This window comes from Singulisphaera rosea, assembly GCF_054877945.1.
Genome location: NZ_JBTYIP020000001.1, coordinates 417765 through 430424, shown reverse-complemented (window position 1 = coordinate 430424; position 12660 = coordinate 417765). Strand labels below are relative to the sequence as shown.

The following is a 12660-nucleotide window of genomic DNA, read 5'->3' as shown; positions in this document are numbered from 1 at the left end:
CTCGTCCGGTTCCCCACGCCCGGCGTCGTTCGCCGGGCGTGCCGAGAGTTATGAAGGTTGTCGGTAGGGGCTGTCGACATTATAATCACAACGCGCGGTTGGCCCTAGATCAACTCTGTGTTGCGTCTTGCAGGGCCGCGTCTCCTCTACCCTTTTGTTGTGCCCCTCCCCGACCCGGGCGGGGACTGGCCAACGGGGCAAAATCACGCTCATGGGCGAATTGAACCACGAGTGCGGCGTGGCGGCTGTCTTCCACGCTCTCGGCCAGCCTGTTTCTTCGCTGGCCCCGATTTCAGGGGACATCAACAGCATCGCGCGGATGGTCCCGCGAATGCTCCTCGACATGCAGAACCGGGGCCAGCTCGCCGCAGGGATGAGCAGCTTCCACCCCGGTCGCGACGAACTGATCCGGACCCACAAGGAGGTCGGGACCGTCGCCGAGGCATTCCGGCTCAACCACAAGGACAAGTTCGAAGCCATCATGCAGGGAAGCGACGGCCCGGCCGCCATCGGCCACGTCCGCTACGCCACCTGCGGGGGCGACGACCGCAGCTACGCCCAACCGTTCGAGCGTGAGCACGGCCGGAAAGCGAAGTGGTTCGCCTTCGCGTTCAACGGACAGCTCGCCAATTATCAGGAACTCAAGCGGGAGCTTCTCGAGCAGGGGGACTACCACCTCAAGCGAGACACCGACACCGAGATCCTGATGCACCTGCTGAGCCACGAGCTCCAGGGGGAAACCGGGAGTTCGACCGACTGGCGAGGGGTCTTCAGCCGACTCGCCGACCGCCTTGACGGGGCGTACAATATCGTCTTGATCACCGCCGAGGGGGACCTCGTCGTCGCGCGGGACCCCCAGGGCTTCCGCCCGCTCTGTATCGCCGAGCAAGGTCCGCTCTTCGCCGCCGCGAGCGAGAGTGTGCCCCTCGCCAACCTGGGATTCAAGAACGTTCGCTCGTTGGAACCGGGGACGCTGGTCGTCGCCAACTCCCAGGGGGTCCGGGTCGAGCGGTTTGCGCCGCCCACGCGTCGGGCCCATTGCTTCTTCGAATGGATCTATTTCGCCAACGTGGCGAGCACGCTCGACGACCGGTCGGTGTACCTGAGCCGGGCCGTCCTGGGCGAAGAGCTGGCGAGGCTCGAGGACGTCCCCCGAGACGCCGAGACGATCGTCGTGCCCGTTCCTGACACCGCCAAGGCCGCCGCCGATGCGATGGCGTTCTCCCTGGGCGTCCGATCGGTCGAAGGTCTGATGCGGAATCGCTACGTCGGCCGGACGTTCATCGAAGGGAACGCCGACCGAGCGGCCAAGGCTCGGCTCAAGTACACCCCGCTGCCCGAGGTCCTGTCGGGCAAGCGTGTGCTGCTCGTCGAGGACAGCATCGTCCGGTCGACCACGATGCGTGCCCTCGTCCACGAGATCCGAGATCGAGGAGGTGCGAGGGAGATCCATCTCCGCGTCGCATGTCCTCCGATCATCGCGCCCTGTTTCTACGGCATCGACATGTCCCGCCGCTCCGAGCTCTTCGCCGCCCGGTTCGTCGACCGCCCAGACGGCATGGTCTCGATCGAGGCCCAGGCCAGGATGGCGAAGGAACTTGGCGCCGACAGCCTGCGGTATCTACCCGTCGAGTCGATCGCCCGCTCCGTCGGGCTATCGTCCGACCATCTCTGCCGGGCGTGCATCACCGGCTCCTACCCCAGCCCGACCGGCCAGCGTCTCTACCAACTCGACGCCAACGAATCCAACCACGCCAACGGCTCGGGTGGGGTTCGCGCCTACGAACTCCAGGCCTCGCCGACGGGGAGATGACCGCTTGAGGCGATCCCGCGAGGTGTCACGCGCGTCGATTGGCGGGCGTGTCGCCCGAGGGCGCTTCCTCCGAGCGGAGGGATAGGATCGTCTCCGAATAGGCGGCGACCACGTCCTTCCGATCCAGGAGCCCGATCAGTTGCGCGGGGTCTTCCGGTGAGACGACCGGGATCTGATCGACGTTCAGCTCGGTCAACCTGCGCAGGGCCGTGTGGAGGTCGTCGCGCGGGGTGACCGTCAACACGCGAGGGTTCGCGAGGTCGGCCGCGATGACGAGCGGACCCCAGTCGGATCCGAGCAACGCAAGACGCACGTCACGCAGGCTGAAGATCCCGGTGAGCTTCCCGGCGGCATCAACGACGGGGAAGAGCGACTCCGACGAATTCGCAACCTTGCGGATGACGTCCTCGAACAGAGTCGTTTGGGGGATCACTTCAAGGCCTGCGACCCGGACGGGCACTTGTGCGACGAACAAGCGTTCCAAGACGTCGATCACGAAGTCGCCCTGGTGCGCGGGGCTGTCGACGGGGCTTGGCACCTGTTCCTCGTACAGGCTCCAGCGCCGGGAAAATCCGAGGTTAATCCCGCAGGCCAGCATCAAGGGGACGAGCAGGCTGTAGGAGCCGGTCATTTCGCAGACCATCACGATCGAGGTGAGGGGCGTCTTCGCCACTCCCGCGAAGAACCCGCCCATCCCGACCAGGGCGAACGCGGCGGGTTCGATCGGCCAGGCGGGAAATAGGGATTTGAAGATCTGCCCGAAGGCTCCTCCCAACATTCCCCCGATGAAAACGGAGGGCCCGAAGACGCCTCCGCTCCCGCCGGAACTGATCGTCAGCCCGGTCGCGACGATCTTTAGCAATGACAGTAGCAGCAGGTAGGTGATCCCGAGCTGTGGCGGGGTGAACGTAGAAATGCCTTCGGGGTTGAGGCCCGGCGGGAGCCCGATCGCTCCCCATTGGACCCACCCGTAGCCGCCGGTCATCAACTCGGGGAAGGCGAGGGCCAAGAACCCTACCGCGAGGCCGCCGATGGCCGGTTTGATTTGGTTCGGAAATGGGAGGGGGTGGAACACTCGGTCGCGGAGGCCGTAGAAGACCCGCACGTAGAGCCATCCGACCCCCGAGCACGCGAGGGCGAGGACCGTGAACAGAGGGAGATCCTTCAATCCGTGGAAGGCGAAGTCGGGGACGATGAAGACCGGATTCGGGCTGATGAACAGGGAGAACGTCGTATACGCGACGATGGAACTGGCCAGGCAGGGGAGGAGCGCCCCGGCCTCGACGGCGGAGGTTGAGTAAAGGACTTCGATGCCGAAGAGCGCTCCGCCGAGCGGAGCCCGGAAGATGGCACCGATCCCTCCCGCGGCTCCTGCGAGGCAGAGCACTCGGCGTTCGCTGGTCGAGAGGCGGAGGAGGCGGCCGAGGACCGAGCCGAACCCCGCCCCGATCTGGGCGATGGGACCTTCCTGCCCGGCCGAGCCGCCGCTTCCAATGGTGAGGATCGAAGTCACGGCCTTGATGATCGGGATCCTCGTGCGTATGCGGCCCCCACCGCGATGGACCGCCCGGATGAGCGCGTCGGTCCCATGCCCTTCCGCCTCGGGGGCGAAGGTGTAGACGATCAGGCCCGAGACGAGGCCGCCGAGGGTCGGGACGATCAGCACCATCCACCAGGGGCCCGGATAGGTGATGACCTGGGGACCTCCTTCGCCCGTCGGCGGTAGGTGGAAGTGCATCAGGCCTCCGAGCAACACTCGGATCGCCAGGTCCAGGAGGAGGAGAAACGCCACGGCCCCGAGGCCGGCGACGACTCCGACGAGCGGACTACAAATGGCGACCCGTCCCGTCCCGGGCGTGGCCCACCTCGTGGCCAGCCGGTTGAGGAACTCCCCGATCTGGCGGCGAAGTCCGCCCGGGCCTGGACCGAGAGGCGTTGTCATCGGGTCTCCTCGGATTAGGCCCGACGGTAGTGGGCGCGGTAGATCGGCCGGCCTTCGATCCGGTACTTGCGTTCGAAGTTCGTCAGGTAGTCGAGCTCGTGCTCCGGATCCTTCGGTTCCTCGATCGGCAGGTCCTCGAAGCTCGTCCGCGAGGCCATGAGCTCGCGGATGACGCCGAAGTACTCCTCGACGTCGGTCACGACGCAGAGGTCACAGCCTGGGATCAGGGTTCGCTCGATGTCGTTGACCAGCGGGTCCGCGAAGACGCGACGCTTCTTGTGGCGCTTCTTCCACCAGGGGTCGGGAAAGTAGACGTGGACCGCTCGGAGGCTGGCATCGGGGACGTATCGGGCCATGAATACGAGGGCGTCGCCGGCCAGGACCTTGACGTTGGTCAGCGATTGCTTGGCGACACGTTCCGCGGCCTTCCAGGCGTACTTCTTGGCGATCTCGATGCCGAAGAAGTTGTGTCCAGGGATCGCCGTCCCGGCATTTGCGAGAAAGAGCCCCTTTCCCGATCCGATCTCAAGCTCCACGGGATGGTCATTCCCGAAGACATCCGGCCAGGAGACCGGCATGGGGGAATCCTGGAGGAGGAACGTGTAGGGGGTGGCATCGATACCGGGGCGGGCGGGGGCCGACGGGCGCGGCGGTCTTGCTTCGGGCAACGGGGCGGATTCCTGATCGGGACCCGAATCCTGGGTCATGGGCTTACCTCGTGGCGACTCGAGACCGAGCGGGCGCGGGGAACCGGAACGAAAAAACGACGTGGCGAGGTGCCCCGGCGCCTCGCCAGACCGGACGAGTGGAATAGCGGATCTCAGGGGCGAGCCATCCCTCGAAACGCCGATGGGTGAGCCCCATTCTTTCGGCGGAGGTCCTCCCGAGCCCACAGGTTCTGGCCCGGCATCGCGTTCGTGGTGACTGTGCCCTCAGCCTCGATAGCTTGGCTGATCGGGAGGTCGGCTCGCACGTTGCGGTTACATTCCCCGGCTTGTGAGGGGGACGCCGATGATTCGACCGTGGTAGACCATGTTCTGATCGACGAACCCCTGGGTTTCGAAGATCGTCTGACGACGATGGACGCGTGTCGCCTGGGAGACGAGGACAAGCCGATCGCCCGGGCGGACCTGCCCACGAAACCGCACCGCTTCAAGTCCGCCGAACCCGATGAAGCCATTCTCGTTGAGCTTGATGGCGTGGCAATAATAGCTGGCGAGTTGGGCCGCGGCCTCACAGATGATCACGCCGGGCATCAGCGGGTAGTCGGGCATGTGGCCCCGGACCCAGAACTCGGACTCATCGACGTCCTTGTATCCGATGATAAGATGTCGGGTGGGATCGATCTCGACGATCGCCGTCAGTTGCTCCATCTCGAACCGTTGCAGGTTTCCCTGACGGATCCCTTCCCTATCGACGAGGACTCGGGAAGTATCAATGGTCGCGGGATCGACCAAGGCAACGGGCGGCATTCCTAACTGTCCTTTCCGGGGACCGGGTAGAGTCGTCGCGGCACTCCCCGGGCGCAGGGAGTCATTAACGAGAAAACACGAGGGCGAGGCCGCGGCGATCGTTGCAATCCACGGAGGGAAGCCCAAGGCCGGCGCCTGATTTTTGCTATCATGACTTGCTCGCGCCCCGGCGACAAGGGGTTACACGCTCAAGACGACGCAAGAGCATCACGGACATGAGGATACAACCGGTGATCGGTCGAGCGTTCGGCACCATGATCGCCTACGGTTTCGAGGGTCTCGAACTCGACGCTGAGCTGCGGTTGGCGAGGCGTTTCGGGGCGACCGTCCTCGAGATCTTCCCGGAGTGGAAGTCCGAACCCGACCCTCGCGCATTACGTTCGAGGCTCGCCGACTCGGGGTTTTCCATCCATAGCGCCCACGGATGCTGGGGGGGCCAGACGATCCGGGCAAGTCGGGTCGACCTGGGCCGACCAGACTCGCGGACTCGTCGAGAGTCCGTGGACGATCTCAAAAGCTGCATCGACTGGCTGTCCGAGGCGGGTGGGACCTGCCTCGTCGTCCATCCGGGCGGCCTCTCGGCCCCCGAGGATACCGAGGAGCGAAGAGGCGTACTCGCGAGTGGGCTGGTGGCGCTCGGCGAACATGCCCGGGGCTCCGAGGTGATCGTCTGCGTCGAGAACATGCCCCCAGGGGTCTACCCCGGCAGCCGGATGGCCGAGCTCGCGGGGTTGGTCGCCGAGCTCGGGCACGACCGGATCGCGCTGGCTCTCGACACGGGTCATGCGCAGATCTCGCTCGATCCCGCGACCGAGACCCGTGCCGCGGGGCGTTGGCTCAAGACGACCCACGTCCACGACAACGACGGCCGACAGGATACCCATCATCCCCCGGGCCTCGGGACCGTCGACTGGGATGCCTGGGCCGCCAGCCTGGACGAGGTTGGTTATGAAGGTCCGATCATGTTGGAGTGCATTAGATATCTCCGCAGGGATCCGGAGAGCCTCCGAAGGGATTTGCTCGACCGATTGTGCCGGATCGGCCCGGCCTGAGAGCCCCGGCCGGGCTTTTCGAGGGACGGGATTATCGGGGTTTTGCCGGTTGTCGGAGTGAAGCCTTGCGGGCCTTGCGGGCTGCAACGGAGGGGCTCGACGAACCCTTCGCGCGGGCTTCTGCCGGACTAAGCGGTGGCGCGGCCGGTGCCGATATGAAGGCGAGAGCCGAACCGGCATCGGAGGCCGAGGGGCGGCGAACGGATCGAGACAGTGAGACGATCCGGGCTCGAGCTCTAAGGAGGGGGCGACATCGTGATCCCGAACCTGAACCGGCGCGATGCGCTGGGCGTCCTCGGTGCGTTGGGTGCGGTCGCCACTTCGGCCTCCATCCCTTCCCCCGCCAGCGCCGGCCCCGTCGAGGTTGGTAAGTATGTGCGACGCCCGGGCGTCCAGGGGCGAATGACCGGGGCGCAGGCCGCGGCGGCAGCCCTCTGCTGCGAGGGTGTGCCCTGCGTCTTCGGCGTGCCCGGGGCCCAGAACAATGAGTTCTGGGATGCCTTGAAGGCCAGGCGAGTCCCCTACCTCCTCGTTACGAACGAGTCATCATCGAGCGTGATGGCCGATGCCTCCGCTCGAGTCACCGGTCAGGTCGGTGTCTATAGCGTCGTCCCCGGGCCCGGCCTGACGAACGCGATGACCGGCATCGGCGAGGCCCTCCTCGACAGTGTGCCGATCGTCGGGATCATCACCGACGTGAACACGTCTCACGGGGCACCGATCGGCCAGGTCCATTCTCTCGCGAATGTGGCGCTGCTCCGCCCGATCTCGAAGGCGGTGATCGAGGTCCGGCACCAGGCCGAGATCCCCGGCGCGATCCATCAGGCCCATCGCATCGCGATGACGGGCGAACCGGGGCCGGTCGCGGTGGTGATCCCCTTCCCGTTCTTCACCGAGAGCTGGGACTACAACCAGCCGGTGCCCCCCCCTCCTCCCCTCCCCTTCGACGAGGTCGCATACCAACAAGCGCTTGGCGTCTTGGCGAATCGGAAATACCGGGTTGGGATCTACGCCGGATTGGGTTGCGTCGAGGCGGGTCCCGCACTCGTCGCGGCCGCCGAGATGCTCCAGGCGCCAGTGGCGACTTCGGTCAGCGGCAAAGGGTGCATCCCCGATGGCCACCCTCTCGCCGTCGGCTGGGGATACGGCAAGCAAGGGACTCGGGCGGCGGAGAAGGTCTTCAAGGATGTCGACCTGGTCCTGGCCGTCGGAGTCCGCTACAGCGAAGTCTCGACCGCGAACTACGCGATCCCGCCGCGCCGGGTGATCCACGTCGATGCGAACCCGAACAACCTGGGACGCAACGTTCCGACCTGCGTGAAGGTGCACGCCGACTCTCGAGTCTTCTTCGACCGCCTGCTCGCCGATGCCCAGGCCGTCTGTCGACCGAAATCCGACCCGCTGGTTCGCAAGATCAGCGATGCGAGGGCCGTGGATCGTCGGGAGAACATGGTCCCGAAGATCACGCACGGGGTCGACCCGATGTTCTTCCTCGTCCAGCTCCGATGTGCTTTGGGGCCGGAGGAATTGTTCTTCGTGGATGTGACGGCGTCGACCCACTGGGCGTCCGAAGCGATCGAAGTCCCGGGCCCGAGGCGGTACTTCACCCCGGCGAACAACCAGAGCATGGGTTGGGCGCTCCCGGCGGCGATCGGGGCGCAACGGGTCCGTCCCGATCGCCAGGTCGTGGCGGTGACCGGTGACGGATGTTTCTTGATGTCCGCCATCGAGCTTTCGACGGCCGCCCGCGCCGGCCTGCCCGTCAAGTTCTTCGTGTTCGATGACGGCGGCTACCACTACATGCAGATGCTCCAGGAACCGGTGTATCGCCGGACCACCGCCACCGAGATCGCCCGGATCGATTACGCCGCGTTCGCGCAGGGGGTGGGCCTCGGCTACAACGAGGTCTGCGTGAACCCCGACGTCCCCGGCGGGATCGCTCGAGCCCTGGCGATGCCCGGGCCGGTGCTCACCCGCGTGGTCATTAGCTACGAGGGGCGAGAAATCCGCTGGCTGAATGCGTTGAAGACGACCTACCTCGGCCGCCTCTCGACCGAGCAGAAGGTACGGATGGCGACGAGAGTGGGCGTCCGTTCGTTGAATCGGGACGATGACAATGATTGAGACCGTGAAGATGGCGGGTTTCGCGGAGTTTTGGCGAACTAGGTGGGTCAGGGCAAGCAATTGTCAAAGTTGCCGAACCAAGTGACCGATAAACACAACGTCTCCTGTAACATCGGTGCGATCTGAAAATGGTCGTGGCGATGTCATTACGGGGAGATCGAGAGGCTGGGTCGGCGAGGAGTTTTGGCGAGGACCCAAGGACCGATCGGAAGGTGGTTGGACTTCCTGGAATAAGGTGGGGAGCGTAAGATGCCCCGCCGAATGCAGGCAGGGGCGCGCGTGGCTGGATGCCGGCCGACCCATACCTGTGGCGTTCATCGGACGAAGTAAAGACATGGATGTTCGCACAAGCCCTTCGATCCCGCATACGGAGTTCTTCCCGCCCCCTCGCGCCGCGCGTGGTCCGAACCTTTGGCTGACGCGGATCGCTGACGACCGCGAGCAACTCGTCCGGTTCTGGCCCGTCATCAAGAATATGGTCGTCCAGGACCTTCGGGTCCGCTATCAGCGCTCGGTGCTCGGGTTCTTCTGGACCCTGCTGCACCCGGTCATGATGATGACCACCCTGTATTTCGTCTTCTCGACCGTCTGGCCCAGCCCGATACCCAATTACATTGTCTATCTCTTCGCGGGGATGGTCCCCTGGAACTTCCTCAGCTCAAGCCTGAACGACAGCGCATTCTCGATCATCTCGAACGAAGGCTTGATCCGTAAAATCTACCTGCCGAAACTGATTTTTCCGCTGACGCGCGTCCTGATCAACTTCACCACCCTGCTGCTGTCGATGTCGGTCCTGTTCGTGCTCCTGAAGCCGATGGGCGCACGATTCACGGCGCCACTGGTGCTTCTGCCGTTCGTGGTGACGATGTTCGCCGCCTTCACCCTCGGCCTGGGCCTCGTCGTCGCGACGACGAATACGTTCTTCCGAGATTGCGGCCACCTGGTCTCGGTCTTCTTGCAGGCGTGGTACTTCGCCACCCCGATCTTCTACCAACTCGGCCCGAAGACCACGCTCTGGCGATTCTGGATCAATCCGGCCTTCCCGTTCATCAGGCTCTTCCAGGTGATCCTATACGAGGGGAACTGGCCGTCCTGGTATCTCTTCTTGGCGGCTGCCGGCATTGCGACGGCGAGCCTGGGGATCGGATATGTCACATTCAAGTCTCATGAAAACAAGCTCATCTTCCGACTCTAGGCGAGTCCTCCGGGGCGACCGCGCCCCGGCGGCGGCGAACGGTGCGCTGATCGAGCTCGACGATATCTCGCTCAAGTTCGTGAGCTATTTCGACAAGCAATACTCGATCAAGCGGGCGGTCCTCGACCTCCTGCTGCAACGCGAGGCGCCCGTCCCGAACTCGGAGTTCTGGGCCCTCAAGAACGTGAACATCCGGATCGGCAAAGGGGAGCGGATCGGGATCGTGGGCTCGAACGGTGCCGGGAAGAGCACCCTGCTTCGCCTGATCGCCAAGATCTACCCTCCGACGTCGGGTCAGCTCTCGATTCGAGGGTCCGTCGCCCCTCTGATCGAGATGGGGGCCGGGTTCAACCCCGAGCTCTCGGGCGCCGACAACATCATGCTCAATGGCGCGATGCTCGGCTTCAGCAAGCGCGAGATGCTCGCCAGGGTCGACGGGATCTACGAGTTCACCGGCCTGCGCGAGTTCGCCGACCTGCCGCTGAAGTATTATTCGAGCGGCATGTACATGCGGCTCGCGTTCGCCATCGCCACCGAGATCGACCCGGATATCCTCCTGATCGACGAGTCGCTCGGCACGGGCGACGTGGCGTTCGTCGAGAAGGCGAAGGCCCGCATCATGGGGCTGCTCGACCGCTCGAACGTGGTCATCATCGTCTCGCACGACATGGCCGCGCTTCGGCAGATGTGTACGCGAGGCATCTGGATGCGCAAGGGGCAGGTCGTGGGCGACGGCCCGATCGACGAGATCATCGATCAGTATCTCGTCGAAGGCTGCTGATTTGAAGGCATGGTGGTCATCCGCCCCTGCCGATCCCAAGGCCGTCTCGGACGTCGCGGAAACGTCGACGCTCGGGGCGGCCTTGACGCGTCACGGTATCGACGTATGATTCGCGGGCCCGCCGGATCGTATCGGGCGGCGGGCCTGGCACTTCGCACGCCTGGGTCGATGGAGTGGCCCGCCCATGTTGCTCGCCCATTTGACGATCGTCGCGTCCTCCCTGCTCGGCTGGGCCGAGATCACCGTACAACCGACCCGAGGGGAACGGGCACACTCCGCGTATCACCGGAGCGTGAACGCCCTCGATAAGCCTTCGGAACGCACGGCCGAGACGCTCAAGCGCTACGACCTCGAGCGTGAGTACCGACGCAACGTCGACCGCGCCGTCGCCTCGCTCGAGAAGAAGGCCAAGGCCCGACCCGACCCCGAGTTGGTGTATGCGCTCGCCGAACTCTCGTGGATCGAGGCTCGTCGGCTCGAGCGTTGGAGGAGGGCCGGCTCGATCGACTATTACCTCGACGCCGTCGCCTATGCGCACGACTTCCTCACCGACCCTGAGCTCGTGAATCCGCAACGCGCGTCCGACCCGCGCTATCGGACCGCGATGGAGCTCTACAACGCGGGCCTCGAGAAGGTCATCCGGGCGGCGCAGGCGAAGTCGAACAATCAGGTGATGCCCGAGGGGACGATCACCCTGAGGGTTCGCAGCGGTGAGCAGAAGCTCCGCGTCTCGCTCAAAGATTCTCCGTGGACCACGGATGACGTCGACAAGATCATCCTCTCGTCGGACTTCGAGGTCCTGGGGCTGCCCACCCTGACGTACCAATACGGGCTCGGCGTCCCTTTGATCGGGATCCGCACGTCGGATCAAGCCGGGGAGGACGCGGGACGGTTCTACCCGCCCGAGATGGCATTCCCGCTCACCGCGTTCTTGAAGCCGACCTCGCGCCTCCGGGACGAGCCGAACGGCGAGGACGGGCCGAGAGAATGCACCCTGGAGTTGATCGACCCGCTCCGCAATCGCCTGGTCAGTCCCCCGCCGCTGGAGATCCCGGCCGAGTCGGACGTGACCACGCCACTTGCCTATATGTGGTCCAAGACCGACCTCAATCGCTATCGATGGACCGGCCTGTTGCGTCCGGGCGAGGCACTAGGCCGGGCGAACCTGATGCTCCTGAGGCCGTATGAGCCGGGGAAGATCCCGGTCGTCATGGTCCACGGCCTGATCTCGAGCCCGCTCGCCTGGATCCCGATGATCAACGAGCTGCTCCACGACCCGACCATCCAGGACCGTTACCAGTTCCTCCTCTACATGTACCCGACCGGGGTGCCGGTTCCGATCGCCTCGGCCGGCTTGCGGGACGCGCTTCACCACGCCGAAGAGCTTTACAACCCCGGGAACTCCGACCCCGCCTTCAACAAGATGGTCCTGTTGGGTCATAGCATGGGCGGACTCCTCAGCCACTCCACCGTGGTCGAGAGCGGCGACAAGCTCTGGGAGCTGAACTCGTATCGCCGCTTCGAAGAGATCAAAGGGCCGAAGGAAGTCCTCGAGGAGATCGAGAGCTACCTGTTCTTCCGGCCTCTGCCGTTCGTCCGTCGCGTGGTCTTCCTGGCGACCCCGCACCGGGGCTCGGACCTGAGCCGTCGGCTCGTCGGTCGCGTGAGCTCGGGCCTGATCTCGGAGCCCGACCACATCAGTGACCTCCTGGCCCAGTTGATCAAGGAAAACCCGACCGCCTTCGATCGGCGGAAGTTCCGGCGGATGCCCTCGAGCATCGAAACGCTCGAGCCGATTTCTCCCAGCACCCCGTCGATCCTCCGATCCATTCTGATGATGAAGCCCGCCGACGGCGTCGTCTTCCACTCGATCATCGGTTCGGTGCGACCAGGGACGGTAGTGGGGCAATCGACCGACGGTGTCGTCCCCTACAGCAGCTCCCACCTGGAAGAGGCCGCCTCGGAGTTGGTCGTCCACTCGGATCATGGGGTGCAGAAGGCCCCGGAGGCGATCCAGGAAGTGCGCCGAATCCTCCTCGAGCACGATGGTGCGGTCGTCGCCAATAATCCGCGGCGGGACGCGCTCGCCGATCCGCCGAAGCTCGACTGAGTTTCGCCCCGAATCCCGGTTTCTGCGGAGAAGGCGAGCTTCGGACTCGCCCGACGACGTGCGTCCGTCCCACGAACTCGCCGTGGACGTCCCAATAGGATTGAGAATCTCGGGGGGCTGTGCCAAGCTTTCCATTCTCAATAGGGTCGTTGTGAACCGGCAATTGGAGAG

At 64.7% G+C, this 12660-nt stretch carries 9 protein-coding genes; 6 read left to right on the top strand and 3 right to left on the bottom strand.

The window, feature by feature from the left end:
• The first annotated feature begins 211 nt into the window (after positions 1 to 211).
• Positions 212 to 1813 (top strand): amidophosphoribosyltransferase, encoded by a 1602-nt coding sequence (locus tag ACYOEI_RS01685; RefSeq protein WP_462847522.1) that lies wholly within the window; start codon positions 212 to 214, stop codon positions 1811 to 1813.
• A gap of 25 nt (positions 1814 to 1838) precedes the next feature.
• On the opposite strand, the gene ACYOEI_RS01680 is transcribed toward ACYOEI_RS01685, so the two are convergent.
• From ACYOEI_RS01680 to ACYOEI_RS01670, 3 genes are all read right to left on the bottom strand, one after another.
• Positions 1839 to 3755 carry a chloride channel protein gene (locus ACYOEI_RS01680; RefSeq protein WP_462847521.1) on the bottom strand — a complete coding sequence of 639 codons (1917 nt, stop codon included), beginning with the start codon at positions 3753 to 3755 and terminating at the stop codon, positions 1839 to 1841.
• A 14-nt stretch (positions 3756 to 3769) separates the two neighbouring features.
• Complete coding sequence (gene trmB, locus ACYOEI_RS01675) at positions 3770 to 4462, bottom strand: tRNA (guanosine(46)-N7)-methyltransferase TrmB (RefSeq protein ID WP_462847520.1); 693 nt, start codon at positions 4460 to 4462, stop codon at positions 3770 to 3772.
• Between the two features lie 273 nt (positions 4463 to 4735).
• Entirely contained in the window at positions 4736 to 5227 is a 492-nt protein-coding gene (locus ACYOEI_RS01670; protein ID WP_462847519.1) for a 3-hydroxyacyl-ACP dehydratase FabZ family protein, read from the bottom strand.
• Between the two features lie 215 nt (positions 5228 to 5442).
• Here ACYOEI_RS01670 and ACYOEI_RS01665 point away from each other — a divergent pair, with 215 nt between their 5' ends.
• From ACYOEI_RS01665 to ACYOEI_RS01645, 5 genes are all read left to right on the top strand, one after another.
• On the top strand, positions 5443 to 6279 hold the full coding sequence (locus ACYOEI_RS01665) for a sugar phosphate isomerase/epimerase family protein (protein ID WP_462847518.1): 837 nt from the start codon (positions 5443 to 5445) through the stop codon (positions 6277 to 6279).
• Between the two features lie 255 nt (positions 6280 to 6534).
• On the top strand, positions 6535 to 8403 hold the full coding sequence (locus ACYOEI_RS01660; RefSeq protein WP_462847517.1) for a thiamine pyrophosphate-binding protein: 1869 nt from the start codon (positions 6535 to 6537) through the stop codon (positions 8401 to 8403).
• A 334-nt stretch (positions 8404 to 8737) separates the two neighbouring features.
• Positions 8738 to 9598, top strand: a complete 861-nt coding sequence (locus ACYOEI_RS01655) for an ABC transporter permease (protein WP_462847516.1) — start codon at positions 8738 to 8740, stop codon at positions 9596 to 9598.
• The gene (locus ACYOEI_RS01650; RefSeq protein ID WP_462847515.1) at positions 9552 to 10379 is read left to right on the top strand and encodes an ABC transporter ATP-binding protein; all 828 of its coding nucleotides are present in this window, start codon (positions 9552 to 9554) and stop codon (positions 10377 to 10379) included. The genes ACYOEI_RS01655 and ACYOEI_RS01650 overlap by 47 nt, the downstream gene beginning before the upstream one ends.
• 184 nt (positions 10380 to 10563) lie before the next feature.
• Positions 10564 to 12489 (top strand): esterase/lipase family protein, encoded by a 1926-nt coding sequence (locus ACYOEI_RS01645; RefSeq protein ID WP_462847514.1) that lies wholly within the window; start codon positions 10564 to 10566, stop codon positions 12487 to 12489.
• Positions 12490 to 12660: the final 171 nt, after the last annotated feature.

What these genes read in the sequence shown, in the direction of transcription:
- ACYOEI_RS01670 (WP_462847519.1), bottom strand. Translation starts at nt 5,227, where the DNA reads ATGCCGCCCGTTGCCTTGGTCGATCCCGCGACCATTGATACTTCCCGA.
- ACYOEI_RS01650 (WP_462847515.1), top strand. Translation starts at nt 9,552, where the DNA reads ATGTCACATTCAAGTCTCATGAAAACAAGCTCATCTTCCGACTCTAGG.
- ACYOEI_RS01680 (WP_462847521.1), bottom strand. Translation starts at nt 3,755, where the DNA reads ATGACAACGCCTCTCGGTCCAGGCCCGGGCGGACTTCGCCGCCAGATC.
- ACYOEI_RS01645 (WP_462847514.1), top strand. Translation starts at nt 10,564, where the DNA reads ATGTTGCTCGCCCATTTGACGATCGTCGCGTCCTCCCTGCTCGGCTGG.
- ACYOEI_RS01665 (WP_462847518.1), top strand. Translation starts at nt 5,443, where the DNA reads ATGAGGATACAACCGGTGATCGGTCGAGCGTTCGGCACCATGATCGCC.
- ACYOEI_RS01685 (WP_462847522.1), top strand. Translation starts at nt 212, where the DNA reads ATGGGCGAATTGAACCACGAGTGCGGCGTGGCGGCTGTCTTCCACGCT.
- trmB (WP_462847520.1), bottom strand. Translation starts at nt 4,462, where the DNA reads ATGACCCAGGATTCGGGTCCCGATCAGGAATCCGCCCCGTTGCCCGAA.
- ACYOEI_RS01655 (WP_462847516.1), top strand. Translation starts at nt 8,738, where the DNA reads ATGGATGTTCGCACAAGCCCTTCGATCCCGCATACGGAGTTCTTCCCG.